Raw genomic sequence first — 26,200 nt, 5'->3', positions numbered from 1 at the left:
CGAGACCGCGATGACCGTGCAGCGAGATGTCGGACGGCAGGGGCTGGCCGACCTGGTCTCCCGGCCCCTGCTGGAGACGATCTGGCGGCGCCGGACGCATCGGGTCAGCCATGGCGCGACGGTGCCGGCGGGGCCGATGACCTACCGGTCGCCGCATCCGCCGATGCCCCTGGACGAGCTGGAGGAGGCGGTGCTCATCGCGCTCACCGGCTGCTCCGGCCTGACCATGCCGGACCGGCCGCTGGAGGACCCGCGCGACGGCTCGCCCATCATGGCGAAGCCGAACCTGAACATGGGCGGCCGGACGGCGGGCAGCCCCGACAACGCGCAGGGCACCCACTTCTTCATGATCAACGACTCGGGGACCTACTACCTGCGCAAGCTGGCTCCCGCGCCGGAGCTCGGCTTCGAACCGGACGCCCTCATCGCACGGGCGCGCATCGCCAAGGTGAAGGTGCTGGACCACCGGCTCGACGTCCCCGAGGGCAAACGGGACTTCCCCGCCTATCTCGATTCCAACCGGTTCCTGTCGAACCTGCCCGGCACGACGCTCTTCCTGCCGGTCGTCGACCTGTCCCACCAGTACGTCAACGCGCTGATGTACCTGCTCACCCAGCCCGACGGGGCCCGGCCCGCCCTCGTCGACGACCGCAACTTCTACCGGTCGGCGGGCGTCGCGAAATGGGTGCGCAACGGCTTCCTCAACGGCGACCTCAAGGTCCCGCTCGGCGCGCTGGGGCCGATGCGGACCCAGGTCGAGGCCGACCTGCTGCTCCAGAACATGATGCTCGTCGCCGACGGGATGGGGCTCGGCGCCTGGATCCACGCCACGATCCACCCGCAGATCATGCTGGGCGACCCGAAGTTCCGGCCCGAGTACGGGCCGATGCTGGGCTTCGACTTCACCGTCCCGCGCTTCCGGCTCGCCGACGTCCTGCGCTGGCAGGTGCCCCTCCCCAAGTACGCCGCGGTGCGCTCCCAGCCCGTCGGTCTCCGGACGAAGACCGAGCACCTGATCAAGGCCGCGTGCCCGCCCAACTTCCGGACGATGCGGGACGCCGTCGCATCCGTCGTGCGCGCCAAGTTCGGACCTGACGGCATCTACAGCGACACCGGGACCTTCTCCCGCATCTACAAGGGCGACTACGGACGGAGCTACCTCGCCGAGGCCGCCGAGTACGACCAGCGCGTGATCGACTGCGTCACCGACGTGTGCGCCTACCTGTACGAGACGCACGGCAGATTCCCCGCCCACACCGACGCGATCCACGTGCCCGGGATCTGGCTGCAGACCCACCACGTCGAGACCGAGTACTACGACCGGTTCTTCGCCCACGGCACGACCGACGCCCACGCCCGGCACGCGGCCCGCTGGCACTGAGGAGCACGGTAGGGAGGAGGACCGCGATGAGGGTCTACGAGGCGATCGTGCAGGGACTGGAGGAGGCCGGCGTCCGGGCCGCGTTCGGCGGCGCCGGGGAGAACGCCGCCGGGCTGATGCTCGCGCTGAAGCACTCGGCGCTGATCCGGCCGGTCATCACCCGGCACGAGCAGGCCGCGTCGTTCATGGCCTGCGGCTACGCGATGTACACCGACCGGCTCGGATTCTGCTTCGCCACGGCAGGGCCCGGCGCGTTCAACCTGTTCTCCGGGCTGGCCGTAGCCATGTCGGACTCTTATCCGGTGCTGGCCGTCTCGGGCTACGCGTCCCGCAAGTGGCAGGGCTGGGGATCGCTCAACGAGACGTCAGGGCTGAACGGCACCCCGGACTCGCAGGCCATGTTCGCCGCGACGACCAAGCGGTCCTACCTGCTCACCGATCCTGCCGACACCTGCGACGTCCTGGAGGAGGCGGTCGGCCTCGCGTTCGCGGGACGTCCCGGGCCGGTGCACATCCACGTGCCCGAGGATCTGACCGAGCACGGGGTCGAGGTGGAGGCACGCCCGATCCGGGTGGAGGTCGCGCCGGTGCCGCCCGACCCGTCGAAGGTCGCGGAGATCGCCGGGGTGCTCGCCGACGCGCTCGCGCGGGGCCGCCGCGTGGTGGTGCTCGCCGGGTTCGGCGCCGTCCGCAGCGGCGCGGGGCAGGAGATCAGGCGGCTGATCGAGCGGTTCCAGTTCCCGCTGCTGACCACGCTCGACGGCAAGGGCATCGTGTCCGAAGGGCATCGGCTGTGCGTCGGGGTGTTCGCCGACAGCGGGCACGCGAGCGCGTGGAAGGCGTTCCGCGAGGCCGACGTCGTGCTGTGCGTCGGGAACTCGCTCAACCAGCACGCGACGTTCAACTACCGCGAGGGCCTCTTCGACGGCAAGGTCCTCATCCACGTCAACATCTCCGAGGGCGAGTTCCACAAGGCCTACCCGCCGGACCACGCGCTGCTGTCCGACGCCCGCGCCGGGGTCGCCGCGCTGATCGAGGCGCTGGAGGGCAGGGTCGGCCCCGTCGCGCCCGTCGAGGTCGACGGCCGCGACTACGAGGCCCGGCACATCACCCATCTGACCGGGAAGATCCACCCGGGCGAGCTGGCCCAGGCGATCGGCCGGATGCTGCCGGACCGCGCGATCCTTCTCGCCGACGCTGGCGCGCACCTCGCCTGGCTCGGCTACTACGTCGAACTGGAGGAGGGCCAGAACTTCCGGAAGGCCGGGACGTTCGGGCCGATGGCGGGGCACGTGAACGGCGCGATCGGCCTCAAGGTCGCGCATCCGGACCGCACGGTCGTCGTCGGCTGCGGCGACGGCTGCTACGCGCTGGCGGGCTTCGAGCTCATGACCGCCGTCGAGCACGGCATCCCCGTCATCTGGGTCATCTTCAACGACGGCGAGTTCAAGCTCATCAAGCTCTTCCAGCTCGCCACCTACCTCGAATCCGCGCTCGTGGAGTTCGACAACCCGGACTTCGCCGCCTACGCCCGGGCCTGCGGCGCCGACGGCCACCGCGTCGAGACCCTCGAAGAGTTCGAGTCCGCCTTCCGCACCGCCCTGTCCTCGGGCCGCCCCACCGTCATCGACGCCGCCATCACCCGCTGGGCGGTCCCGCACTACAGCCCCTCCCCCGAGGGCGTCATCCCCGGCCTCGTCGAGACCCTGGAGAACCGCCTCCGCGGCGACTGACGGGGTCGGCCGGCGGCGGGCTCGGGGGCCGGAGGACGCGGCTGAGGAAGACCTCAGCGCCGTCCGGCGGGCCTGAGGCGGCCCGCCGGACCGACGCGCGTCAGATCCGCCGGTAGGTGTGCACTGACTTGATGGTGGTCTGCGGGCCGTCGGCCTCCAGCACGAGCTTCAGCGTCGTCGAGGTGCAGGTGAACTGGCCGAACGTCGGGACGAAGGGGTCTTCCATGCCGCCCTTGTAGTTCTTGGCGAGATTGGCGGTGCCCGTGGACTGGCCGTCGATGGAGCTGGAGATGGTCGCGCCCCCGGTGGCGCTCTTCGGCTTGAGCGTCAGGCTGCCCGTCTTCTTGCCGATCAGGCTGGACTTGAACGTCAGCTTCTTCTTGAAGATGTCGGTCACCGCGTAGGCGTCGCCCTCCGCGACCCCCTTGGTGACGACCTTCTTCGACTTCGCGAAGTCGAAGGTGACCGACTTCTTCGCGATGGTCAGCCGCGTGCCCACCCCGCCCTTGGCGTTCGCGGTGACCTCATTGATGTGGCTCTTCAGCGAGTACTTGGTGAGCTTCCAGGTGCCGACGGCACAAGGGTTCGCCGCGGCAGAGGCCGGAGCGGAGACGACGGACGCCAGACCGGCGGCGAGCACGGCGGCCGAGAACAGCCGGACGGAGGTAGCGGACAACTTCGGATGCTCCTTCGAGAAGACCAGAGGCGGGGGCACTCCTTCCTTCAGATGACGAAGCACCCCCGAAAGATCGCCTGATTCTCCCCTAAAACCGACCTACGTTGATCACAGGCACCGCCCTGCACCCGGCAACGTCACCGGAAAATCGGACTTAAGGCTGTTCAGTCCGGACTCCGGGGGAAAGGGGTGGAAGGTCCGAGATTTTCGACGCGCCGAGAGACTTGGGAGGAATCCCGTGTCCGATGAGCAGAACGCGAAAGATCGCCAGCTCGGGGCCTACCGGGTGAGCGGGGACGAAGCACCGCTCGGTACCGACCAGGGCATACCCGTCGACGACACCGACAACTCACTGGCCGCCGGAGAACGGGGGCCGAGCCTCATCGAGGACTTCCACCTCCGCGAGAAGATCACCCACTTCGACCACGAGCGCATCCCGGAGCGCGTCGTGCACGCGCGCGGATCCGGGGCCTACGGCACCTTCGAGGCCTACTCCGACGAGCTCGCCGCGGTCACCAAGGCCGCGTTCCTCACGACGCCGGGGCAGCGGACGCCCGTCTTCGTGCGGTTCTCCACCGTCGCCGGATCACGCGGCTCCGCCGACACCGTCCGCGACGTCCGGGGCTTCGCGACGAAGTTCTACACCGAGCAGGGCAACTTCGACCTCGTCGGCAACAACATGCCGGTCTTCTTCATCCAGGACGGCATCAAGTTCCCCGACTTCGTCCACGCGGTGAAGCCCGAGCCGCACAACGAGATCCCCCAGGCCTCCTCCGCGCACGACACCCTGTGGGACTTCGTCCAGCTCCAGCCCGAGACGACGCACATGATGATGTGGCTCATGTCCGACCGGGCGCTGCCGCGCAGCTACCGGATGATGCAGGGCTTCGGCGTGCACACGTTCCGCTTCGTCGCCCCCGACGGGCACGGCACCTTCGTCAAGTTCCACTGGAAGCCGCTGCTCGGCGTCCACTCCCTGGTGTGGGACGAGACCCAGCTGATCGCCGGACGCGACCCGGACTTCAACCGCCGCGACCTGTGGGAGGCCATCGCGACCGGGAGCTTCCCCGAATACGAGCTGGGCGTGCAACTCGTCGCCGAGGAGAACGAGCACTCCTTCGACTTCGACCTCCTGGACGCCACCAAGATCATCCCGGAGGAGGAGGTGCCCGTCGTCCCCGTCGGCAAGATGACCCTCGACCGCAACCCCGACAACTTCTTCGCCGAGACCGAGCAGGTCGCCTTCCACCTCGCCAACCTCGTGCCCGGCATCGACGTCACCAACGACCCGCTGCTCCAGGCCCGGCTGTTCTCCTATCTCGACACTCAGCTCATCAGGCTCGGCGGGCCCAACTTCCCACAGCTTCCCGTCAACCGGCCGCTCGCGCCCGTCGCCAACCACCACCGCGACGGCTACCACCAGACCGCCATCCACGAGAACCAGGCGGCGTACCACAAGAACTCCATCGGCGGCGGCTGCCCGTTCCTCGCGGGGGACACCGAGGCCTACCGGCACTACCCCGAACCGGTGAGCGGGACGAAACTGCGCAAGCGCGCCGACAGCTTCGCCGACCACTACAGCCAGGCGACCCTCTTCTGGAACAGCATGTCCGACTGGGAGAAGGCCCACATCGTCGAGGCGTTCCGGTTCGAACTCGGCAAGGTGACCCGTCCGGCGGTGCGCGAGGGGGTCGTCGCCAACCTCGCCAACGTCGACGCCGGGCTCGCCTCGGCCGTCGCCGAGGGGCTCGGACTGCCCGCGCCCGCACCCGGCGCGCCCGGCCACGACAGGTCCTCGCCCGCGCTCAGCCAGGCCACCGACCCGGTGCGCGGCGTCGCCACCCGCAAGATCGCGGTCCTCGCCGCGGACGGCGTCGCCTACTCCGACCTCGCCGCGGTCGTCGACTCGCTCGGCGGGGACGGCGCGATCTGCGAGGTGCTCGCCGCCCACGGAGGCAAGGTCGACGACGTGTCGGGCGAACCCGTCGAGGTCGCCAAGGCCATCGCGACCGCCCCGTCCGTCCTCTACGACGCGGTCCTCGTGCCCGACGGCGAGGCGCACGCCGCGGCGCTCGCGACCGACTCCGACTTCGTGCGGTTCGTCGCCGAGGCCTACAAGCACGGCAAGGCGATCGGCGCCGTCGGCGCGGGACGCGGCCTCCTCGACCGGATCAGCGCCGAGTCCGGCGAAGGCGTGGTCGTGGCGTCGTCCGCGGACGGGGACTTCGGGACCGCGTTCACCGCGGCCGTCGCCGCGCACCGCCACCCGCGTCGGAACCTCGGCTGAGCGTCGGCCGACGCTTCAGCGGCCTCCGGGCAGGGCCTGGGCGAGGAGCATGCCGCAGTAGGCGGCGCCCAGGCCCGCGGCCAGTGACCCCGCCGCGTACAGGACGGCATGGGAGCGCGGGCCGTCCTCGGCCAGGCGCAGCGTGTCGTATCCGAAGGTCGAGTACGTCGTCAGAGCGCCGCACAGGCCCGTTCCGAGGAGCGCCATCGCGGCGCCGCCGGCGGGCCAGGCCACCAGGAAGCCCAGCAGCGCCGAACCCGAGATGTTGACCGTCAGCGTCCCCCACGGGAAGTCCTCGCCCGCCCACCGCTTCATGCGCAGGTCCACGAGGTAGCGCAGCGGCGCCCCGACCGCCGCGCCGAGCACGACCAGCAGCAGCGTCACCGCCGTCCCCTTCCCGTCCACGCCGTGCGCGCCAGCCCGACCCCGGCCCGCACCGCGACGAACGCCGCCGCCAGGGTCCCGGCGAGGTACCCCAGTGCCCCCGCGGGCGCGCCCTCGGCCGCCATCGCCTGCACCTCGACCATCGCGGTCGAGAAGGTCGTGAACCCGCCCAGCACCCCGACTCCCAGGAAGGGACGGACCAGCCGGTGCACCCGCCACACCTCGGTGACCGCGACCATGAGAACGCCGATCAGGAAGCAGCCCGACACGTTGATCCAGAACGTCGCCCAGCCGAACCCGGACACGTCACGCGGAAACGCCTCAGAAATGCCGAACCTGGCCGAAGCCCCCAGCGCGCCGCCGACCCCCACCACCGCCAGGACCGGCCACTGCGACGCGACCGCCTTCTCGGCCCCACTCATCACGACCCCTCCCACCGGACGGACCTGGCGGGGAGCCGCCGCCGGACCGGAGAACCAAGGTCCACACCTTATCGGGACCGGTCCGCACGCCACGGAACCAGTGCCGCCGCCGCATCTCGGTGAAGTGCGGGCGCACCTCGGAACCCGGAGCTTTTTCGTGAATCTTCTCTTTCATCGGTACTGGGAATCTCGATTCCCCGGGGATGGCGAGAACTCGCTTATGACATCTGGGCAATGTCGGTTCGAGCAGTCACAAAATCTGCTTCCCTTGGGGGCGACGTGATCGGCGCGGGGGGCGAGAAGCAGTCATCGCGGATCGATGAAGCGCCGTCTCACGTCGTTCGGAAGGGATTCCCAAGGGAGGGGTGGAGCAAGATGCGAGCGGGTGTCACCTGGATCCGGCAGACGGCCCGACTGGTCAGCGCCGTCGCCGGCGTTGCCCGGGTGAACGCCGGTGCGCGCCGGTAGCGCACCGGAGGCCCAGCACGGCCCGCCGCCCGGCGCGCGGCGCCGAGCGGCGACGAGCACGACGGCGGAGCCTCGCGGGGCTCCGCCGTCCTCCCCTCCCGAACCCGGCGCTGCCTCGGACGTCTCCCCGCTCCTCGCCGCGCCCTCCGCCTGACTCCCGGGGCGGGCTCACGGGTTCGAAACGCAGGTCTTGTCGTTCGCGGTGACGTTGGGCTTGCCGGGGAAGAGCCAGCGGCAGGCCGTGGTGAAGGCGACCTGGGGCGCGTCGCCTCCCTGGCAGGTGAAGTAGGCGTTGCCGTTCCAGTACAGGTAGCCCAGGTAGCCGTGGGCGGAGCAGTACCGGGCCATGTCCTGGTTGGTGACGGTGCCGAGCGTCTCCGGGGCCGCGGGAGCCGACGGCTTCGGGCTCGCGGCGGCCGGGGACTGCGTGCCCGGCTCGGCCGACGGTGAGCCCGTGCCCGCGTTCGGCTCGGGTGTGCTCTTCGGCGGCTTCGAGGTGGGCCGGCGGGGCTTGGGGGTGCGCGTCTTCTTCGGGGAGGGCGTGACCGCGGCGGGCGTCGCCCCGGCGGCGGGCGGCGTCGACGGGTCGAGGGCCGCGTCCAGGGAGACGCTCGGGGGGTCGGCGGAGCCGTCGGTGCGGAGCGCCGGGAGCGCGGCGAAGCCGATGCCGACGAGGAGCAGCGCGGTCAGGCCGCCGTAGACGAGCCACATGCGACGGTTCCGCCCGGCCCGGGTGGAGGGCTCCAGGTCGGCGGGGCGCTCCGGTTCGGCGGCGGGCGGCTCGGGGTCTTGCGCGGTGAGCCAGGCGGGGGCGGGGAGGGCGCGCAGGAGGGCGCCGACCTCGACGGCGGAGGGGCGGCCCGCGGGATCCTTGCCCAGGCAGGCCGCGACGATCTCCCGCAGGCGGCCGTCCAGGCCGTCGAGGTCGGGTTCCCCGTGCAGGACCGCGTACATGACCGCGGAGACCGTGGAGCCGGGGAAGGCGGGCTTTCCCGTCGCGGCGTAGGCCATGGTCGCGCCCCAGGCGAAGAGGTCGGCCGGGGGGCCGGCCGCCTCTCCCTGGAAGTGCTCGGGCGCCGTGAAGCCGGGGGTGCCCACGGCCTGGCTGCCGGTGAGCGACTGGCTGAGGTCCAGGGCCCGCGCGATCCCGAAGTCGATCACGACAGGGCCGTCGGGACCGAGGATGACGTTGCCGGGCTTGAAGTCGCGGTGGACGACGCCGGCTTCGTGGATCGCGGCGAGCGCCGTCACGGTGTTGAGGGCCAGCCGTTCGAGCGCCGCCCCACCGCGGACCCCCGCCGCGCGCACCGAGGCCTGCAGCGACGGGCCGTCGACGAACTCGCTGACGATGTAGGGCTGCCCCTCCAGAACCCCGCTGTCGATCACCTGGGCCGTGCAGAAGGGGGCGACCCGCTTGGCCAGCTCCACCTCGACGAGGAAGCGGGCGCGCGCGGCCTGCTGGGTGATCAGGTGGGCGTGCAGGAGCTTGACCGCGGTGCGCCGGCCGCTCTCGTCTCGGCCGAGGAAGACCGTCCCCTGCCCCCCGGCCCCGAGGCGGCCTTCGAGGACGTACGGACCGACGCTCTTCGGATCCGTCGACAGCAGCGGTGACGTTCCGGACACACATCCCCCAAGAGCTCCGCGAACCCCGGTGATCTTACCGATGACCGAAGCCGGTTCGGCTGAGTTTGCTGGAGTACGTCCGCTAGGTCGTTATACGGGACAGAAAGGCAGCGGTGGCGGGCGTCGGGTGGGCGTGGGGGTTCCAGGCCAGGCCGATCGGGCGGTGCCGGGCCGGGAGAAGCGGGCGATAGGCGGGATTGGTCGAGGTGTCGCCGGATTCGGGGAGGGGCAGGACCCCGACGCCCAGACCCGCGCCGATGAGGGCGCGGACCGTGGCGATCTCCTCGCTTTCGAAGGCGATCCTCGGCGCGAACCCGGCTTCCAGGCACATCTCGTCGATGACGCGGCGGAGGTCGGTGGACGGGCCGAAGGCGACGAACGGTTCGGTGCGGAGGTCGCGGAGCGTCGGATGCGGGCGGGCCGCCAGGGGGTGGTCGGCCGGGAGCGCCAGGAACAGGGGCTGCTCGTGCAGGGAATGCCAGCGCGCGGAGCCGTCCGGGGGCGGGGTGGCGAGGGCGGCGTCGATCTCGCCGTCGCGCAGCCACGCGTACAGCTCGCGGGCGAAGCCCTGGCGCAACTCGAAGCGGATGCCGGGGGTGACGGCGCGGTGGTCGCGGAGAATCTGCGGGACGAGCCAGCGGCCGGTGGAGTGCAGGAACCCGAGCCTGATGAGGCCGGTGTCAGGGTCGGCGAGCGCGTCGATGCGGCGGCGGGCCCGATCGAGCTCGGCGACGGCGCGGGCGGCGTGGTCGCGGTAGAGGACGCCGAACCGGCTGAGGGCCAGGCGGCGGCCGTGCCTGTGGAAGAGCTCGACGCCCAGATCGGCCTCCAGGCGGGCCAGGGCCCGGGAGAGCGTCGACTGGTTGATCCGCTCGGCGGCGGCGGTGTCGCGCATGTTCTCCGTCTCACACAGCGACAGGAACCAGCGCAGGGATTCGACCTCCATCCTGCGATGATGCGTCAGTTGCATCAGTAACGGCAAATTCTTCATTTTGCGCATCATCCCAAGTCAGGCACGGTGAAGTCCGTGGCCGTGTCGATCTCGAGCAGCACCGCCCGGCTCCGCGTCGGTCTCGTCGCGGGCGGGCTGGCGAACTTCCTCGCCCTCTACTACGTGCAACCCCTGCTGCCCGGCCTCGCCGCCCACTTCGGCGTCTCGGCCGGGGCGTCGGCCGGCGCGCTGTCGGCGGCGACCCTCGCGATGGCGGTGGCGCTGCTCGTCGTCGGGCCGGTGTCCGACCTCGTCGGGCGGGTGCCGATCATGCGGTTCTCGCTGCTCGCGTCCGGCGCCCTGGGCGTCGCGACGGCGTTCGCGCCCTCATGGAACGCGCTCCTCGTCCTGCGGGCGCTCCAGGGCGTCGCGCTGGCGGGGCTGCCTGCCGTCGCGCTCGCCTACGTGCGGGAGGAGGCCCCCGAGGGCCGCCACCTGCGTGCGAACGCCACCTACATCACCGGGACCGCGCTCGGCGGGGCCGCCGGACGGCTCCTGCCCGGGCCGCTGCACGCCTGGTGGGGCTGGCCGGGGGCGAGCGCCGCCATCGGCGTGATCACCCTGCTCTGCGCGGCCGTCCTGTGGCTGACGCTGCCGCCGTCACGCCACTTCCGGCGCGCCCAGCCCAGCGTCCGGAGCCTTCTGGAGATGACCGGGCGCAGCCTGCGCGACCCCTCTCTGGTGATGCTCTGCCTCGTCGGCGCCGCCACGATGGGGGCCTTCGTCGGCCTGTGCAACGCGATGACCTTCCGGCTGGAGGCCGCCCCCTACCTTCTGGGCGGCGCGGCCACGCTCGTGTTCCTCGCCTACCCCGTCGGCATTCCAGCGCCGCACGCGCTGGGCCGCCTCGCCGCACGCCGCGGACGCGGCAGGACCGCGTTGCTCGGGGTCGCGCTCCTGCTGCTCGGGGTGCTGTTGACCCTGCCGGCGCCGCTGCCCGTCGTCGTCTGCGGTGTCGCCGTCCTGACGTTCGCGTTCCTCGGCACGCACTCCCTCGTCAGCGGCTGGGTCTCGGAGCGGGCCGACCGGATCGGCGCGGGCGCGGGCCAGGCGGCCGGGCTGTACCTGCTCGCCTACTACGCCGGGAGTTCCCTTTTCGGCTCGCTGGCCACCCGGGAGTGGCAGGCCGCGGGGTGGGCCGGGGTGATCGCCACCTGCGTGCTGCTGACCGTCGCGGCCGGGCTCCTCGTCGGCCTGGCCCGCCGCTTCGACACCGCCCCCGAAGCCGTCTGACGCGGTGGGCCCGAACTTCGGATCGCTAAGATGGTACCGATCGGTTCGATTGGCTGCTACCGTCCGAGATCGCAGCGAACGTTCGATCTGGGGAGCGTCCTCGCCCGCCCTCGCACGGCGCGGCCGCCCGGGGACACAGTCCCCAGGCGGCGACGGAAGGGGCTCCCATGCCGGAGCGGGCCGGGTCAGGAGGTGGCGGCGGTGATCTTGATGGCGGGGGTCACCGCGAACGTCGCGGCGTGCGTGAGGGTCTCGCCGGTGGTGATCGTGCCCGCGCAGTTGGCCGCGTCGTAGACCTTGGCGGTCGTCGTCTTGAGGACGGCGGTGGCGTTGGTGTAGGTCGCGGCGACCGACGTCGTGGAGAACATGCAGCTTCCGCCCGCATCGATCCTGAGCCACGTCCAGACCGGGAAGACGCTCGGCGCGAAGTGGCTGAGCGTCGCCACCCCGGTCGAGGCGTTGTAGGCGGCGGCCTTGAGGTAGTTCGGCGCCGCGCTCTCGCTCAGGACCGCGGACCACTTGCTGCCGCCCGGACCGGTGCACTCGGGCGTCCATCCGCTGCTCGCCTTACCCAGCACGGCATCGGTGCTCGACTTGCTCGCGAGGGTCCCCACGAACTTCACCTCTCCGACGCAGGAGATGAACGGCTTGCCCGCCCGCTCCAACGTCAGGCCGGGGGCGGTGGCGGTGAAGTCGCCGTTGGCGTGGGGATTGACGACGGTCCAGGTCGTGGTCGCCGCCGCGGCCGACCCGGCCTGCGCCGCCAGCGCGGCGACTCCGGCCAGCACCAGCGCCGACATGGTCTTCCTGCTCATTTCGATCACTCCTCCACCCAGTACCGGGTGTTCGACGATCAAGCTTCGCTCGAAGACAACGTAGATCTTGAGACGCCCAAAAGAAAGGAGTCACTCAAGGTTGACTCCTTACCGATTCCATGATCTAGAACCAGCCCACTCCACGGGCGGAGACGCGGAACGCGGTGGGCGCGACGGGCGGAGCGCGCAGAACACGGAACGCACGGAACACGGTGGGCGCAGTGGCGACGGACGCCACGGGCGGAACGCAGTGAGCGGAATGCGGAATTCGGTGAGCGCAAAGTGCAAAGTGCGACGGCGGGTGGGCACGAAGTATGGAGCGACTCAGAGCGCGGTGCGGAGTGGAGTGCGCGGCCTTGGATGTGCGGAGGCGTCCGGCCGGGGAGAATGTTCGTTCGCCTTTTGGGGGAAATGGCGCAGGCGAGACGTCGGGGAAGACGTCTCGCCTGCTTTCCTTACCGCCCTTCCGCAGGCTTTTCAGCTCTAAGCGGTAAGGAAGGACTGGTGCGTGGTGTCCGGTTCAGCCCACGAGGAACTGGAGGAGGCAGAAAACGGAATCCACGATGGAGTGCAGCATTTATTTTGCCTTTCGGTCGGTTGTCTTGAAAGACATTTAACCGCAGAAGGCAGTGGATTTGCGATCACTCCACGATTTTGTGGTATTGATCACTCGACTCGCCGTGAAATGCACAGAAGGCGGTGAAATGTCGCAATTGAGTGATACATATTTCTCTCAACAATTCCGACTTTGCGTATATGTCGCGTGCGGGGCGGCGTCGGGGGCGGCGTGGCGCGGTCGTCAACGGCGGGCGGGTCTGGTAGCGGGTGAAGCGGTGGAGGTCGGCTGCTCGGTGAGGAAGCCGGGGGAAGGGCCGCCGAGGGGGCGGGGCGGTCGTTATGGTCGGGGGCGTGACCGATGACCTGCTTCGCCGCATCGAGGAGACGCCCGAGATCGCCGCCCTGCTGGCGTGGCCGGGCGACTTCGACGTCTCCCGGCGCGATCCCGTCGAGCAGCTCCGGGTGCCGTCGGGGCTCGCGCTGGATCCCGTGGCCGGCGACGGCTCGGGCGGCACGTACTTCCTGTGCGGCGAGCCCGGGACGGCCCGGCCCGTGCTCTACGCCGACTCCGAGGGGCAGGCGACGCTGATGGCCGCCGACCTCACCGAGGCCCTCTCGCTCCTCGCGGTGCACCCGTACTGGCGGGATCTCCTGGACGGCGCCCACACCGCGGCCGACCTGGCGGCCGAGTACGTCGCGGACGACCCCGCCTTCCCCGGGTACCGGGTCCGGCTGCTCTCGCTGCTCGGCCTCCCCGTCCCGTCGGAGGAGGAGACGCTGGCCCGCCTGCACGCCGCCCGGACCCGAACGGTCCCCGATTTCCTCCCGATCGCGACGCACCCGGAAGGCGACGCCTCGTACGAACCGATGTGATGCGGCGCGCCGCGAATGCCGGCAGGCGGCGCGGCGGTTGACGCTCTGTCGCCATGACCGGAGCCCGCCTCGCCCCGATACGCGGACCTCCCTGCGCTGCAAGCGGTGCGCCCATCACGGAACGGGCGTCGTCCCGGCTTGCGGGCCTTCCGGCGCATCGAACGGTGTGCCCGCCACGGGTCGGGGCGTCGTCATGACACGTCTGCCTTCCAGCGCGTCGGACGGTGCAGCTGTCACCAAGCGGGCGTGGTCTCGATGCGTGGGCGTTCTGGGGTGGGGTCGGGGTCAGGGGGTGGGGGTGCGGGGGATGGCGTAGGCGGCGGCTCCGGCGGCTACGACCGCCGCGCCGGCGAGCACTGAAGTGATGGGGAGGGAGAAGGCCACGGTCAGGCAGCCGGCCAGGCCGAGGGCGGGGATCAGGCGGGCGGGCCGGCCTTCGGCGGGTGAGAGGGTCCAGGCCGAGGCGTTGGCGATGGCGTAGTAGAGGAGGACCCCGAACGAGGAGAAGCCGATCGCGCCGCGCAGATCCGCCGTCGCGGCGAGGACCGCGACGATCGCGCCGACGGCGAGTTCGGCGCGGTGCGGGACCTGGAACCTCGGGTGGACCGCGGCGAGCGCGTGCGGGAGGCGGCGGTCGCGGGCCATCGCCAGGACCGTGCGCGAGACGCCGAGGATCAGGGCGAGCAGCGCGCCGAGCGCGGCGACGGCAGCGCCCGCCCGCACGACCGGCGCCAGCCGGTCGGCGCCCGCCGCCCGGACGGCGTCCACGAGCGGGGCCTCGGCGCGGGCGAGCCCGTCGGGCCCGAGCACCGACAGGACGGAGACGGCAACTGCGGCGTAGACGGCGAGCGTGATGCCGAGCGCGAGGGGGACGGCGCGCGGGATCGTCCGAGCCGGGTCGCGGACCTCCTCGCCCAGAGTAGCGATCCGGGCATATCCGGCGAAGGCAAAGAACAGCAGCCCTGCCGCCTGGAGCACCCCGCCGACCGTCGCGTCCGCGCCGATGTCGAGGCGGGACGCCTCCGCCGAGCCCGAGCCCAGCGCCGCGACGACCACGGCGGCGAGCACGGCGAGCACCACGGCCACGATCGCCCGGGTCAGCAGCACCGACTTCTGGATGCCCGCGTAGTTCACCGCGGTCAGCGCCACCACCGCGGCGACCGCGACGGCGTGCGCCTGCCCCGGCCACAGGTAGAACCCGACGGTGAGCGCCATCGCCGCGCACGAGGCGGTCTTGCCGACGACGAAGCACCACCCGGCGAGATGGCCCCAGAAGGGGCCGAGCCGCTCCCGGCCGTAGACGTAGGTTCCACCCGATTCCGGGTAGAGGGCGGCGAGCCGGGCCGACGAGGTTGCGTTGCAGTAGGCGACCACCGCGGCCACCGCGAGCCCGGCCAGGAGGCCCGAGCCCGCCGCCCGCGCCGCGGGTCCGAGCGCCGCGAACACGCCGGCCCCGAGCATCGCGCCGAGCCCGACCACCACGGCGTCCGCCACCCCGAGCCGCCGCCGCAGCTCCGCCATGTCCATCCCTCCCTTAGGTTCCGCGCCACGATACGGGCCTCGGGCGAACACCGGGAGAACACCGTTTCAGTGCAGGAAGACGATCTTGCCTCGGGCGTGGCGGGTCTCGCTGAGGGCGTGGGCGGCCGGCGCTTCGGTGAGCGGGAAGGCCGCGGCGACGGGGATGCGCAGACGGCCTTGGGCGGCGAGTTCTACCGCGAGGGGAAGGGCGTGGACGGCGAGGCGGTCGGCGTGCGCGGAGAGCGCGGTGCCGTCGTCCGGGACGCCGTGGGACAGGTGGACGCCGTGGGCGGCCGCGCCGGTGTCCGCGATCGTGACGACGCGGGCCGCGCCCCCGGCGAGGGCGACGAGATCGGGCAGCGCGCCGCCGGCGCAGTCGAACACCGCGTCCACCCCCGACGGGGCCAGCGCACGGACGCGGTCGATGAGGCCGGGCCCGTAGGTCGTCGGCTCCGCGCCGAGGGAGCGCAGGAAGTCGTGGTTGCGGGCGCTCGCGGTGCCGATGACGCGGGCGCCGCGGACCCCCGCGAGCTGGACGGCGACCGTCCCGACCCCTCCTGCCGCCCCCTGGATCAGCACCGTGTCGCCGGGCCCGACGGCGAGCCGGTCGAGCACCCGGGTCGCGGTCTCCACCAGGCCCGCCGCGCCCCCGGCCTCCGCCCACTCCCACGTCGCGGGCTTGGGCGCCCACGCGGCCAGGACGACATGATCGGCGTTCGCGCCGCGCACGGCAGCGTGCGCCATCCCGAAGACCTCCTCGCCCACCGCGACGCCGACGACCCCGGCGCCTACCTCGTCGACGACGCCCGCCGCGTCGAAGCCCGTCCGGAAAGGGAACGCCAGCGGCACCGCGTCGCGCAGCTCCCCCGAACGCAGCCGCGGCTCGCCCGCCGACAGCCCCGAAGCCCGCACCGCGACGCGGATCTCCCCCGGCCCCGCGTGCGGCTCGGGAACCTCCACGACCCGCACGACGTCGGCCGGACCATACTCAGAAAATTGGACAGCTCTCACAGAACCGGACGTTAGTGGAGCACCCCGTCCGTTTGTCTAAAGTGAGAGCCATGGCAGCGGAAGTGAGACAGCGTTCGGACGCCCGGGACAACCGCGCCCGGATCCTCGCCACGGCCCGGGCCGCCTACGCCCGGGAAGGCCTGGACGTCCCCATCCGGGAGATCGCCCGGCGCGCCCAGGTGGGCCCGGCGACCGTCTACCGGCACTTCCCGACCAAGGAGTCCCTGCTCACGGCGGCCTTCGCCGAACGCATGACGCTCTGCTCCCAGATCGTCGACGACGGTCTCGCCGACCCCGACCCCTGGCACGGACTCAGCGAGACGATCTTCCAGCTGATGGAGGTGCACGCCCTCGACCGCGGCTTCTCCCGCGCCTTCGTCTCCCGCCTCCCGCCGTCCGCGGGTCTGGCCGCCGACCGCGACCGCGCCCTGCGGGGCATGGGCGAACTCCTCGACCGGGCCAAACGCGCCGGCGACCTGCGCCCCGACATCGTCCTGGAAGACGTCGTCCTGACGATCATGGCGAACGAGGGCATCCGCACCGACTCCCCCGACCTGAGCGCCGCCGCCACCCGCCGCTTCGCCTCCTTGATCCTCCGCTCCTTCCACACCCGCCCCGACCCCGCTCCCCTTCCCCCGCCCACCCGCCTGCCGCTCACCTGACCGCTGTCCCGCCGAGCGGAGAGACTTCGGCGGGCGGGGTAGGCTGCCGGCCGTGGAGCGGACGCGGCTTGACACCGGGCGGATCGGGGAGGCCCGGCGGAGGATCGATCCGGTGTTCCTCGACACCCCGCTGTACCGGTGCGAGGCGCTGGGCGCCGCGCTCGGGTGCTCGGTGAGCGTCAAGCTGGAGACGGCGAATCCGGTGCGGAGCTTCAAAGGGCGCGGCACCGAGGTGGTGGCGAGCCTCCTCGCCGAGGCCGGGTCGGGCGGCGCGGTGTGCGCGAGCGCGGGCAACCTGGGGCAGGCCCTCGCCTGGTCCGGGCGCAAGCGCGGGCTCGACATCGCCGTCGTGGCGTCCCGCTTCGCGCCCGCGACGAAACTCGACCGCATCCGCGCGTTCGGCGCAGCGCTGGAGCTGGTGGACGGGGACATCGAGACGGCCCGCGCCCGCGCCGCCGACATCGCGCGGCACGACGGCATCCGCCTCGTGGAGGACAGCCTCGACATCGAGACCTGCGAGGGCGCGGCGACCATCGGGCTGGAACTCGTCGAGGCCGCGGCAGGGTTCGACACCGTCCTCATCGCGCTCGGCGGCGGGGCTATGGCCACCGGAATCGGCCATGTCGTCAAGGCGCTGGCGCCCGGTGCCGAGGTCGTCTGCGTGCAGCCGCTCGGCGCGCCGGCCATGACGCGGTCGTGGCGGCGGCGCCGCGTCGTCACCACCGAGGCGATCGACACCATCGCCGACGGGGTCGCCGGCCGGTTCCCCATCGCGGCGGTCCTCGCCGACCTCCTCCTGGTCGCCGACGACGCGGTGCTCGTCCGGGAGGAGTCCATCATCGCCGGAATGCGGCTGCTCCTCGACCACGCGGGCCTCGTCGTCGAGCCGTCGGCCGCCCTCGGCGTCGCCGCGATCCTCGAGGACCCCGCGCGTTTCGCCGACCGCCACGTGGTCACCGTCGTGTGCGGCGGCAACGTCGACATGAACGCCTACCGCCGCTGGACGTCACCGTCCTGACGCCGCGTGGGTGCTGGCCTCGCCGCGGCATCTGCTGTCCAGCGCCCGCGCCCGTCAGATCGCCGAGGCGCAGGGGCTGGACGCGCTGCTCCAGCGGCCCGACGCCGACGGCGTGCTCTGGAAAGGGGTGGGGAACCTCCTCCTCACGATGGCCTGCGCCCACCCGGCTGAAATCGGGCGGTACCGGGCGGCGGCGCCCGTCCTCGCGCGATGGGTCGAACTCGCGAACGTCCGGGCGGCCTCGGTCGGGCGGGCCGCGCTGCTCGCCTCGGTAGCCGAGGAACTGCGGTCGGGGCGGGCCTGGCCCGTGCTCGGGACGGCGCGCGGGGCGCTCGCGCGACGGATCGAGGCCGTGCTGGACGCGCCAGGCTGGGTCGAGGCGGTCGAGCGGGGCCTCGCCTCGGCCGACCCGGTCGAGGCGAGACGGGCCGCGTGGGTCCGCGCGGACTCCGGGCGCCGCGACCTGCCCGAAGAGGGGTTCGCGATCCGGATCACCTTGCCCGACCCCGTCGCGGACGGACGGTGCGCCGCTCGGGGAGGCCAGGTTCGCCGGGGCGGACTACGACCGGGAGGTCGCGCGCGCCGAGGCGGACCACTCGTGGGAGTGGCCCGCCCGGACCGTCGCGCGACTGGTGAAGGAACGGCTCCGGGCCGACCCGTCGATCCTCGGGCGGTGGGACTGCGCGCCCGGATGGTGCACGGCCTGGATCGCGGAATTCGACATGGCGCGGCTGACGTTCGATTACCCCTCGCGGACCACCTCTTCGCAGGCGCCGTCCGTGCAGTTCGAGGTCGTCATCGACGTTGGCGGGCGTGCCCCGGAGGAGGTCGCCGACGAAGTCGTCGGCTTCCTGCTGGCGGACGATCCGAAGGCGACCGCCGAGATCGTCGGCGGGACCCCGGACGGCCCCGAACGGCTCGGTCTCCTCCGCCGGTGACGTGACGACGACGCCGCGGGCATGCGAGCGTTGGGCCGCCGCGCGGTTCAGGCGCGTGAGGCCAGGAGGACGGCGGTGCCCAGCAGGCCGGCGGGGATGAGGATCCAGCCCGCGGACGGAAGGTGCGTCAGGGTGCCGAGGGTGGCGACTCCGAGGGCGGAGCCCGCCTGGCGGACGCCGTTGAGCGCGCCCTGGCCGGTGGCGGCGTAGGCGGGCGGGGTGGCGGCGGCCATCTCGGCGGCGGCAGCGGTGATGCACAGGGTGCCGGTGCCGGCGAGGACCAGTTCGGCCGCGAAGAGGAGTGCCAGCGGAGGGTGCGCGCCGCCCGCGAAGAGCAGGAGGACGCCGCCGACGGCCGCCAGGACGACGCCCGTCAGCAGGACGGGACGGGCCCCGTGGCGGGCCATGAGGCGTCCGGCGACCAGCGGCATGAAGCAGACGGGGAGCACCATCGGCAGGCTCACGAGCCCCGCCCGCCAGGGCGACAGCGCGTAGGCGTCCTGCATCCAGACCGCGAGCAGGTAGAGCGACCCGAAGTAGGCGAAGCAGGCGACCGCGGCGCCGGCCATCGCCGCCCTGACCTTCGGCAGGGCGAGCAGCGCGGGCGGCAGGACGGGGAAGGCGGTCCGCCGCTCGGCGAAAGGCAGCGCGGCGAAGGCGGCGGCTGAAGCGACCAGTGCGACCAGCGCCCGCACCGACGTCCAGCCCTCGATGCCCGCCTCGACCAGCCCGAAGGTGAGCAGCCCGAGACCCGCGGTAGAAAGCAGCAGCCCGGCCAGGTCCAGGCCGCGGGCTTCCTGGACGGAAGGGGCCGTCAGCCCGCGCGCGACGAGCAGGACCGCGAGCGCGATGGGCGGGTTCACCAGGAAGACCAGCCGCCACCCGCCGAGTTCGACGAGCGCACCGCCGAGCAGCGGCCCGGCGGAGGCGCCGACGCCGCTCACCACGGCCCAGGAGGCGACCGCGCGGGTCCGGCGGGCCGGGTCGGGGTTCAGGTGGACGAGCAGGGCGAGCGAAGCCGGGACGAGGCCCGCTCCCGCCGCGCCGAGCAGGGCCCGTCCGGCGATGAGGACGCCGATGCCCGGGGCGGCGGCGCACAGCGCGGAGAGCACCGCGAATGCGCCGAGCCCCCACAGGTAGACCCGGCGCGCGCCCCACCGGTCGGCCAGGACGCCGCCGACGAGCAGCAGCCCGGCGAAGACGACGGTGTAGGCGTCGACGGCCCAGGGCAGGGCGGCCGGGGACGGGCGCAGGGACGCGCTGACGTCGGGGACCGCGACGTTCAGGATCGTGGTGTCGAGGACGACGAGCAGATTGCCCGCGGCGATCGCGAGGAAGGCCGTGCGTGAGGCGGTCCGGGAAGGTGCGGAGGAGACCGCGAAGGTGGTCATGCGGTCAGGGTCGCCCGAGGGGCGCGGGCGCGGCGACGCCGTCCTTTCGATGGCCCCATCGGAAAGTCCGATGGACCGGGTAGGGTGCCGATCGTGGACTCACGCTATCTGCGGGCCTTCGTCGCCGTCGTCGAGCACGGCGGGATCTCGGCCGCGGCCCAGCGGCTCGGATACGCGCAGTCGAGCGTGAGCGCCCAGCTCAAGCGGCTGGAAGCCGACCTCGGCGTCGCGGTGCTGGTCCGCGCCGGCACCGGCGCCGTCCTCACCGAGGCCGGGCGGCGCCTCCTGCCGCACGCCCGCGAGGCCCTCGAACTCGAGGACCTGATGCGCCGCGCCGCCCGCGGCGACCGGCCCCGGCTCCGCATCGCCGCCCAGCAGTCCCTCGCCCACGGGTGGATGCCCGACGTCCTAGCCGCCTTGGAGCACGGCGGCGGCGCGGGCGCCGACATCGAACTCACCGTGGGTCCCCGCGCCGACCTCGAACGCGCCTTCGCGGCCGGCGAGATCGACGTGTTCTTCCAGTACGACAAGGACGCCCGCGGCCCGGGGCCGCACACCGTCCTCGGCCACGACCGGGCCGTCCTGGTGGCGGCGCCCGGCCACCCGCTGGCCCGCGAGTCGGCCGTCGCCCCGGAGCGCCTGCTGCACTACGACTTCCTCGTCTCCGAACCGGGGTGCACCGCCGCGATGCTCACCGACCGGTTCGGCCGCGACCTCCTCGACGGCGCCCACGTCGCCATGGTCCAAGGGTCCGTGGGCACCCTGATCCGCCTCGCCGGCCACGGCCGCGGCGTGGCGCTGCTGCCCGAGATGGCCGTCGCCCGCGAACTCGCATCCGGCGACCTCGTGCCGATCCCCGTCACCGGCCGCCTGCGCCCCGTCGCGATCCTCGCCCAGTGGCGTCCCCGCCTCGGCCCCGCCGAGGCGGCCCTGCGCGCCCTCCTCGCCACGGCCCGCCGCGCCGACCCCATCCCCTCCCTGACGGACGACCTCGCATCCGCCTGACCGACGCGTCACCCTCGTTCAGGCCGACGAGGCCGCCGATCTTCTGGATCATCCCCGTCGCACGAACTGTCAGGATTTTCTCAGTCAACCGCACCTGTGATCTTGCGTCTTGTCCGATGATCACCCCATGAGACGTCTGCCCCCGCCGCTCAAGATCCTGGTCGTCCTCGCCGCCCTGCTGATCGCGGGATGCGCCGCCCTCTTCTTCGCGGTCGGCCTGGACAAGTCCGACAAGATCGCCAGCAGTCTCGGGCTCTTCCTCGGCATCCTGACGTTCGCGCTCGCGCTGGTCACGGGGTGGCCGAGCTTCCAGACCCTGCTGCTCCCGGATCGGCAGTCGGGTGCGGGAACGGACGGCGTTCCGGCGGCGTCGAATGACCGCTCGGAACCGATCGACGCGAACGGTTCGAGTCCAGCCGATCCCGGGGAGGTGGCCGTCGCACCGGAGCCCGCCCGGCGGCACTCCCGCCGGGCGCGGCTGGCAGCGCGGGCCTCCGACATGGTCGGGCTGAGCATTGCGCTCCCCCTCGGCGCGCTCGCCTTCCTGAGCGCGGTGCTGGCGGGCCGGTCCACGGGGGTCCAGATGCTCATCGGGCTCGTCGAGTTCGTCCTGGTGTACGCGATCTACCTGATTCCGGCGCTGTTCGCGCCCGAGCCGGGCCGAGGAGAGAGGGAACACGGATGAGGGAGATCGACCGGAGGACCGTCTTCGTGGGCGGGGGGATCCTGACGACCACGGCCCTGGTCCTCACCGGCACCTGGATCAACATCTTCGACGAGGAAGGCGGCGTCGACCCGGACCCCGACGACTGCCTGCCGCTCGAGGTGAGTTCCTCCACCGAGAAGAGCGCGCTGCTCACGGCCCTGGCCGAGAAGTACAACGCCGCGGGACGGAAGATCGGCAAGGGCAAGACCTGCGCCCGGGTCCACGTCACCCCGTTCAGTTCCGGGCTGGCGAAGACCGCGCTGGAGAAGGGCTGGTCGGCCGAGACGGCGCAGGACAAGGCGGAGCCGCAGATCTGGATGCCCTCCTCGTCGGTGTGGCTCTCCCTGCTCAAGGCGGCCGAGGCGAAGACCTACGGGGACGTCGCATCGGTCTCGGTCGCCCGAAGCCCCATGGTGATCGCGGGCCCCGGCGCGCGGGGAAGCGCCCTCGCGAAACTGGCGAGCCCTGGTTGGGGCGACATCCTCTCCACGGCCGGGGAGGTCCTGCCCGGCGCCGGCGCGTTCCGTTTCGTCAAGGACAATCCGACGGCGTCCACCTCGGGCCTCCTGGCGACGATCGCCACCTACTACTCCACGGTCGACCATTCGGGAATCCTCCTTGAGGGGGATGTCACGAAGACCGAGGCGAACAGCCTCATGCGCCGGATCGAGGCGAACGTCGACCACTACGGGGAGGACCTCGTCGAACTCATGGCGGAACTCTCCCGCCACCCGACGGACAGCCGCATCGACGCGGTCGTGACGCAGGAGGCGATGGTCTCCCAGGCCAACAGGGGCCAGTTCCCCGACTCGGAGGCCATCGGGAAGAACCCCGACACCAGGCTCACCGCGGTGTACCCCCGTGAGGGCACCCTGGAATGCGACCACCCGTTCATCATCCTGCCGACGGCAGGCCCGGAGCAGCGCGCGGCGGCCGCGGACTTCCTGGCCTTCCTCAAGGAACCGGCGCAGCAGGACAGCTTCGCCGAGTTCGGATTCCGGTCCTTCGACGGATCCGTGGCACCCGCGATCCTCAAAGAGGTGGGGGCGCCCGACACGGCCAGGACCGTGTCGAACCTCCAGATGCCCGAGGCCAAGGTCGTCAACGCGGTCCTCGACCGGTGGAAGGCCCTGCACAAGCGGGCCAACATCATCTTCCTCATGGACGCGTCGGGCTCCATGGTCCAGCACAGGATCGACGGAGGGACCCGGTTCGACGTCGCCGTCGACGCCGCGACCAAGGCGCCCGGGGTGACCTTCTTCACTGCCGACGACAGGGTGGCGCTGTGGTCGTTCTCCTCCGGTGACGGGCTCAAGGACTACCGGCAGGAGATCCCGCTGTCGGCGTTCGACCAGAAGGAGTGGGAGATCGGGCTGGGCGGTATCAAGGCCGTCGGAGACACGCCCCTCTACACGGCGGTCGGAGCCGCCGTGGGCCACCTGCGAAGGAACTACGACGAGGAGCGCGTCAACGCGGTCATCGTGCTCACGGACGGGGTGAACGACGACGAGAAGAACGACGACATCCATGACCTGCTCACCGAGCTGACCGCGTCGGACCGGCCGCAGGTGAAGGTCTTCGGCATCGCCTTCGCCAAGAACAAGGACAGCGCGGAGGACAAGAAGCGCATCGCGGACCTGAAGAGCATCGCCGCGGCCACCGGCGGCACGGCCGAGGAGGCGCCCGACGCCGCGACCGTCAAAGAGGTCCTGCTCCGCATGTTCAACCGGTTCTGACCGCGGGGGGCGGGGAGTCGGGCGACCCCGACGATCACGTCACGGAGCCGTGGCTCCGGCGTCCGGGGCCGCCTCCGCGGTCGGGGCCTGGGCGGGCCTGGGGAGGCCCTGGTTCTCGTGGCGGGTGGTGAGGTGGCGGCTCCTGCCACGAGAGGGCCACGGCGGCGCTCTTGCCGCCGATGAGGTGATGGGCCTGGTTCCCGATGAGCGCCCCTGACGCCACCCGCCGCGCCGCGCCCGCGACCCTGCCCGGCTTCCCGCCGGGCGCGGCGGCGGGCGCGGCGTTCGGGGACCAGTCCTGGTACCGCTGGCACGCCCCCTGCGACGAGATCCGCTCGGCCCGGACGGACCGCCTCGCCGCCGTCCAGGAGTTGCTCGCCGCGGCGCTCGACGCCGCCCCGCCCGGCCCGCTGAAGGCGGTGAGCGTCTGCTCCGGCCAGGCCCGCGACCTGCTCCCCGTCCTGATCTCCCACCCGCGCGGCCAGGACGTCTCGGCCCGCCTGATCGAACTGGAGCCGCTGAACGCCTCTTTCCTCTACGGAGCCGTCGGCAGCACCGCCCTGGACCGGATCGAGGTCGTCGTCGCCGACGCGGGCCTGACCGACGCCTACGCCGGCGCGGTCCCGGCCGACCTCGTGCTGATCAGCGGCCCCTTCGCCCACATCGGCCGACCGGACACCGCCCGCACCATCGGCATGCTCCCGCGGCTCTGCGCACCCGGGGCGACGGTCGTCTGGTCCACCTACGGCCCCGCCCTGGCCGACCTGGCCCCCCTCCTGGAGTCCTTCACCGCGGCGGGCTTCACCGAGGTGTCCCGTGCCTCCCCTCCCCCGGAGCACCGCACCGACCCGACGCCCTTCGCCACCGGCGACCCCGACCTCGACGGCGACCTGTTCGACCACGCCCCCTTCGCCGCCGGAGCCCACCGCCTGACCGCCGCCCCCTCCCCCTCACCCCCGGAGCCCGCATGTTCACGTTCGAGGAGTAGCCCTGCGCCGCGTGTTCCCCGCCCGCCCGCGAAGGCGTTCCCCTGCGGTGCGGGGATCGCGGGCGGCCCGCCTCCATCCGGGTCACTCCCGTTCGACGTGCTGCAGAAGGTTCCAGGAGAAGACGGCCCAGAAGTGGCGGACGGCTCCGCCGGGATCGCGCCCCCGGAACCTGTACTCCGCGAAGGGCGCCCACACGGTGCCCGTGTCGACCGGAAACCCGAAGCTCGCGATCACATCATCGCGGAGGTGGACCCACGGGCGGAGGTCCGCGGGATCGTCGATCACCACCGCCGGGGAGCCGGATGGGCGGGCGAAACCGCACTCGTGCGCGATCGGCAGGCCGGGAGCGCCCAGAAAGGTGAACACCAGGTCGGGCCAGAGCGGGAGGCGGTAGGTGAGCCTGGTCAGCAGGAGACCGCCGTGCTGATCGTCGGGGACCTCCGCCGCGGACAGCGGGGGCCCGAGCAGCCCCACGGCACGGGCGAAGCCGCCCTGGGGCGCGAAAACGGGTTCGCCGCGCGACGCCGCGTCCATCTCCGCCCGGTCCGCGCCGAGCCGTCCCAGCGCCTCGTCGACGAGTGCGTCGCCCTGCCTCATCCCGGCCAGGACGCGCAGTTGGAAGAGGCGCAGGCCGACCGCCTCAGGCCGCGCTCCGCAGGGTTCCGTGGTTTCCGCCATGCCCTTGGGGACGCCTCCCGGCGGTCAGGAGTTCGCGCCGACGTTGCGAGGGCTCGCATCGCACCCGAGGTGATCCGGCGGTGCGACGGCACGAGGCCGCCGCACCGCCACGGCGTTCAGGGGCGGGCGAGGAAGCGTTCGGCGTTGCCGCGGAGGATCAGGTCGCGGTTCTCCTCGGTGAGGAAGGCCGCGTCGCGGACGACGCGGCCGACGGGGCGTTCGCCCAGGGGGTAGGGGTAGTCGCTGCCCACCATGACCTGGCTCGCGCCGAGGGTGTCGACGAGGAGGCGCAGCGACGGTTCGGTGAAGACCACGGAGTCGACGGAGAAGCGGTCGACGTAGTGGGACGGCGGGTGGGCCGAGGTGCCGATGACGTCGTGGCGCTCCCGCCAGGCGTTGTCCACGCGGCCGAGCCAGTAGGCGAAGGAGCCGCCGCCGTGGGCGAAGCAGATCCGCAGCCGGGGGTCGACCTCGTCGAAGACGCCGCCGAGCACGAGGGCGAGGATCGACAGGTGGGTCTCGGCGGGCATGCCGGTGAGCCACTGCGCCATCCAGCGGTCGAGCCTGGGCGCGGACGGCATGTCCCACGGGTGCACGAACACCGGGACGTCCAGCGACGCGCAGTGCTGGAGGAAGGTGCGGATGCCCGCGTCGTCGAGGTCGCGGTCGCCGACGTGGTTGCCGATCTCGACGCCGGCGTGCCCGTCGGCGACGGCCCGCTCCAGTTCCGCGCAGGCCGCGTCGGTGTCCTGGAGCGGAACCTGGCAGAACGGGATGAGCCGGTCGGACGCGTCGGTGATCTCCAGGGCGAGCTCGTTGAAGATCCGGGCGACCTTCGCGGCGTCGCCGGGGGCGTCGCCGTAGCCGAAGAACACCGGCGTCGGGGAGACGACCTGGCGCGCCACGTCGTCGGCGTCCATGTCGGCAAGCCGGACGTCGGGGTCCCACGCTTCGGCGGTGATCTTCCGGAACTCCTGCGAGCCGACCATGATCATCGCCTCGCGCTCGCTCCGCACCTCAAGACGCGGGGCGTTCTCCCCGGGAAGGGCCGGCCACCCGCGCGGGACGTAGTGGGCGTGGACGTCGATGCTGCTCGTCACG

General features: G+C 72.2%; 22 protein-coding genes. 12 read left to right on the top strand and 10 right to left on the bottom strand.

Features of this window, described 5'->3' with window-relative positions:
* Window positions 1–10: 10 nt before the first annotated feature.
* Together ACYVOM_RS14265 and ACYVOM_RS14260 are read left to right on the top strand one after the other, a co-directional pair.
* Window positions 11–1,381 carry a hypothetical protein gene (locus tag ACYVOM_RS14265; protein WP_460303813.1) on the top strand — a complete coding sequence of 457 codons (1,371 nt, stop codon included), beginning with the start codon at window positions 11–13 and terminating at the stop codon, window positions 1,379–1,381.
* 26 nt (window positions 1,382–1,407) lie between these two features.
* Complete coding sequence (locus tag ACYVOM_RS14260; RefSeq protein ID WP_460303812.1) at window positions 1,408–3,114, top strand: thiamine pyrophosphate-binding protein; 1,707 nt, start codon at window positions 1,408–1,410, stop codon at window positions 3,112–3,114.
* Between the two features lie 100 nt (window positions 3,115–3,214).
* On the opposite strand, the gene ACYVOM_RS14255 is transcribed toward ACYVOM_RS14260, so the two are convergent.
* Window positions 3,215–3,790, bottom strand: a complete 576-nt coding sequence (locus ACYVOM_RS14255) for a hypothetical protein (protein WP_460303811.1) — start codon at window positions 3,788–3,790, stop codon at window positions 3,215–3,217.
* Between the two features lie 238 nt (window positions 3,791–4,028).
* On the opposite strand from ACYVOM_RS14255, the gene ACYVOM_RS14250 reads away from it, so the two are divergent.
* Window positions 4,029–6,077: a catalase gene (locus ACYVOM_RS14250; RefSeq protein ID WP_460303810.1), complete on the top strand. Its 2,049-nt coding sequence runs from the start codon at window positions 4,029–4,031 to the stop codon at window positions 6,075–6,077.
* Between the two features lie 15 nt (window positions 6,078–6,092).
* On the opposite strand, the gene crcB is transcribed toward ACYVOM_RS14250, so the two are convergent.
* The 4 genes from crcB to ACYVOM_RS14230 all read right to left on the bottom strand — a co-directional run bounded on the left by crcB (window position 6,093) and on the right by ACYVOM_RS14230 (window position 9,920).
* Entirely contained in the window at window positions 6,093–6,461 is a 369-nt protein-coding gene (gene crcB, locus ACYVOM_RS14245; RefSeq protein ID WP_460303809.1) for a fluoride efflux transporter CrcB, read from the bottom strand.
* Window positions 6,458–6,883, bottom strand: coding sequence for a fluoride efflux transporter FluC (locus tag ACYVOM_RS14240; RefSeq protein WP_460303808.1), 426 nt, complete (start codon window positions 6,881–6,883; stop codon window positions 6,458–6,460). Before ACYVOM_RS14240 ends, crcB begins: the two co-directional genes overlap by 4 nt.
* Before the next feature lie 636 nt (window positions 6,884–7,519).
* Window positions 7,520–8,974: a serine/threonine protein kinase gene (locus ACYVOM_RS14235; RefSeq protein WP_460303807.1), complete on the bottom strand. Its 1,455-nt coding sequence runs from the start codon at window positions 8,972–8,974 to the stop codon at window positions 7,520–7,522.
* 82 nt (window positions 8,975–9,056) lie between these two features.
* Entirely contained in the window at window positions 9,057–9,920 is an 864-nt protein-coding gene (locus ACYVOM_RS14230) for a LysR family transcriptional regulator (protein WP_460303806.1), read from the bottom strand.
* A gap of 81 nt (window positions 9,921–10,001) precedes the next feature.
* Between ACYVOM_RS14230 and ACYVOM_RS14225 the strand changes: the two genes are divergently transcribed.
* Entirely contained in the window at window positions 10,002–11,198 is a 1,197-nt protein-coding gene (locus tag ACYVOM_RS14225) for an MFS transporter (RefSeq protein ID WP_460303805.1), read from the top strand.
* Window positions 11,199–11,383: 185 nt separating this feature from the next.
* Here ACYVOM_RS14225 and ACYVOM_RS14220 read toward each other — a convergent pair whose 3' ends face one another.
* On the bottom strand, window positions 11,384–12,013 hold the full coding sequence (locus tag ACYVOM_RS14220) for a hypothetical protein (protein ID WP_460303804.1): 630 nt from the start codon (window positions 12,011–12,013) through the stop codon (window positions 11,384–11,386).
* Window positions 12,014–12,922: 909 nt separating this feature from the next.
* Between ACYVOM_RS14220 and ACYVOM_RS14215 the strand changes: the two genes are divergently transcribed.
* Entirely contained in the window at window positions 12,923–13,444 is a 522-nt protein-coding gene (locus ACYVOM_RS14215) for a hypothetical protein (protein ID WP_460303803.1), read from the top strand.
* A 285-nt stretch (window positions 13,445–13,729) separates the two neighbouring features.
* Here the strand turns inward: ACYVOM_RS14215 and ACYVOM_RS14210 are convergent, their stop codons facing one another.
* Both ACYVOM_RS14210 and ACYVOM_RS14205 read right to left on the bottom strand, forming a co-directional pair.
* A complete protein-coding gene (locus ACYVOM_RS14210) occupies window positions 13,730–14,965 on the bottom strand; it encodes an APC family permease (protein WP_460303802.1) in 1,236 nt (411 codons plus the stop codon).
* A 66-nt stretch (window positions 14,966–15,031) separates the two neighbouring features.
* A complete protein-coding gene (locus ACYVOM_RS14205) occupies window positions 15,032–15,976 on the bottom strand; it encodes an NADP-dependent oxidoreductase (protein ID WP_460303801.1) in 945 nt (314 codons plus the stop codon).
* A 50-nt stretch (window positions 15,977–16,026) separates the two neighbouring features.
* Between ACYVOM_RS14205 and ACYVOM_RS14200 the strand changes: the two genes are divergently transcribed.
* The 3 genes from ACYVOM_RS14200 to ACYVOM_RS14190 all read left to right on the top strand — a co-directional run bounded on the left by ACYVOM_RS14200 (window position 16,027) and on the right by ACYVOM_RS14190 (window position 18,594).
* Window positions 16,027–16,638, top strand: coding sequence for a TetR/AcrR family transcriptional regulator (locus ACYVOM_RS14200; RefSeq protein WP_460303800.1), 612 nt, complete (start codon window positions 16,027–16,029; stop codon window positions 16,636–16,638).
* 52 nt (window positions 16,639–16,690) lie between these two features.
* The gene (locus tag ACYVOM_RS14195) at window positions 16,691–17,656 is read left to right on the top strand and encodes a threonine ammonia-lyase (RefSeq protein WP_460303799.1); all 966 of its coding nucleotides are present in this window, start codon (window positions 16,691–16,693) and stop codon (window positions 17,654–17,656) included.
* Between the two features lie 632 nt (window positions 17,657–18,288).
* Window positions 18,289–18,594: a hypothetical protein gene (locus ACYVOM_RS14190; RefSeq protein WP_460303798.1), complete on the top strand. Its 306-nt coding sequence runs from the start codon at window positions 18,289–18,291 to the stop codon at window positions 18,592–18,594.
* Between the two features lie 47 nt (window positions 18,595–18,641).
* Here ACYVOM_RS14190 and ACYVOM_RS14185 read toward each other — a convergent pair whose 3' ends face one another.
* Window positions 18,642–19,985, bottom strand: a complete 1,344-nt coding sequence (locus ACYVOM_RS14185) for an MFS transporter (RefSeq protein WP_460303797.1) — start codon at window positions 19,983–19,985, stop codon at window positions 18,642–18,644.
* Window positions 19,986–20,078: 93 nt separating this feature from the next.
* On the opposite strand from ACYVOM_RS14185, the gene ACYVOM_RS14180 reads away from it, so the two are divergent.
* From ACYVOM_RS14180 to ACYVOM_RS14165, 4 genes are all read left to right on the top strand, one after another.
* Window positions 20,079–20,990: a LysR family transcriptional regulator gene (locus ACYVOM_RS14180; RefSeq protein WP_460303796.1), complete on the top strand. Its 912-nt coding sequence runs from the start codon at window positions 20,079–20,081 to the stop codon at window positions 20,988–20,990.
* A 127-nt stretch (window positions 20,991–21,117) separates the two neighbouring features.
* Window positions 21,118–21,675 (top strand): hypothetical protein, encoded by a 558-nt coding sequence (locus tag ACYVOM_RS14175; RefSeq protein ID WP_460303795.1) that lies wholly within the window; start codon window positions 21,118–21,120, stop codon window positions 21,673–21,675.
* On the top strand, window positions 21,672–23,432 hold the full coding sequence (locus tag ACYVOM_RS14170) for a vWA domain-containing protein (protein ID WP_460303794.1): 1,761 nt from the start codon (window positions 21,672–21,674) through the stop codon (window positions 23,430–23,432). The genes ACYVOM_RS14175 and ACYVOM_RS14170 overlap by 4 nt, the downstream gene beginning before the upstream one ends.
* 203 nt (window positions 23,433–23,635) lie before the next feature.
* Complete coding sequence (locus ACYVOM_RS14165; protein ID WP_460303793.1) at window positions 23,636–25,333, top strand: hypothetical protein; 1,698 nt, start codon at window positions 23,636–23,638, stop codon at window positions 25,331–25,333.
* Here the strand turns inward: ACYVOM_RS14165 and ACYVOM_RS14160 are convergent.
* Window positions 25,216–26,199 (bottom strand): amidohydrolase family protein, encoded by a 984-nt coding sequence (locus ACYVOM_RS14160; protein WP_460303792.1) that lies wholly within the window; start codon window positions 26,197–26,199, stop codon window positions 25,216–25,218. The genes ACYVOM_RS14165 and ACYVOM_RS14160 overlap by 118 nt on opposite strands.
* Window position 26,200: the final 1 nt, after the last annotated feature.

The sequence above is a fragment of the Actinocorallia aurea genome (assembly GCF_054783995.1).
The sequence above is the reverse complement of the archived record's forward strand: the minus strand, read 5'-3'. Positions and strand labels throughout refer to the sequence as shown.

Coding starts and splice junctions, on each gene's coding strand:
- ACYVOM_RS14230 (WP_460303806.1), bottom strand. CDS start 9,920: ATGGAGGTCGAATCCCTGCGCTGGTTCCTGTCGCTGTGTGAGACGGAG.
- ACYVOM_RS14265 (WP_460303813.1), top strand. CDS start 11: ATGACCGTGCAGCGAGATGTCGGACGGCAGGGGCTGGCCGACCTGGTC.
- ACYVOM_RS14240 (WP_460303808.1), bottom strand. CDS start 6,883: ATGAGTGGGGCCGAGAAGGCGGTCGCGTCGCAGTGGCCGGTCCTGGCG.
- ACYVOM_RS14210 (WP_460303802.1), bottom strand. CDS start 14,965: ATGGCGGAGCTGCGGCGGCGGCTCGGGGTGGCGGACGCCGTGGTGGTC.
- ACYVOM_RS14260 (WP_460303812.1), top strand. CDS start 1,408: ATGAGGGTCTACGAGGCGATCGTGCAGGGACTGGAGGAGGCCGGCGTC.
- ACYVOM_RS14200 (WP_460303800.1), top strand. CDS start 16,027: ATGGCAGCGGAAGTGAGACAGCGTTCGGACGCCCGGGACAACCGCGCC.
- ACYVOM_RS14175 (WP_460303795.1), top strand. CDS start 21,118: ATGAGACGTCTGCCCCCGCCGCTCAAGATCCTGGTCGTCCTCGCCGCC.
- ACYVOM_RS14220 (WP_460303804.1), bottom strand. CDS start 12,013: ATGAGCAGGAAGACCATGTCGGCGCTGGTGCTGGCCGGAGTCGCCGCG.
- ACYVOM_RS14170 (WP_460303794.1), top strand. CDS start 21,672: ATGAGGGAGATCGACCGGAGGACCGTCTTCGTGGGCGGGGGGATCCTG.
- ACYVOM_RS14185 (WP_460303797.1), bottom strand. CDS start 19,985: ATGACCACCTTCGCGGTCTCCTCCGCACCTTCCCGGACCGCCTCACGC.
- ACYVOM_RS14165 (WP_460303793.1), top strand. CDS start 23,636: ATGAGCGCCCCTGACGCCACCCGCCGCGCCGCGCCCGCGACCCTGCCC.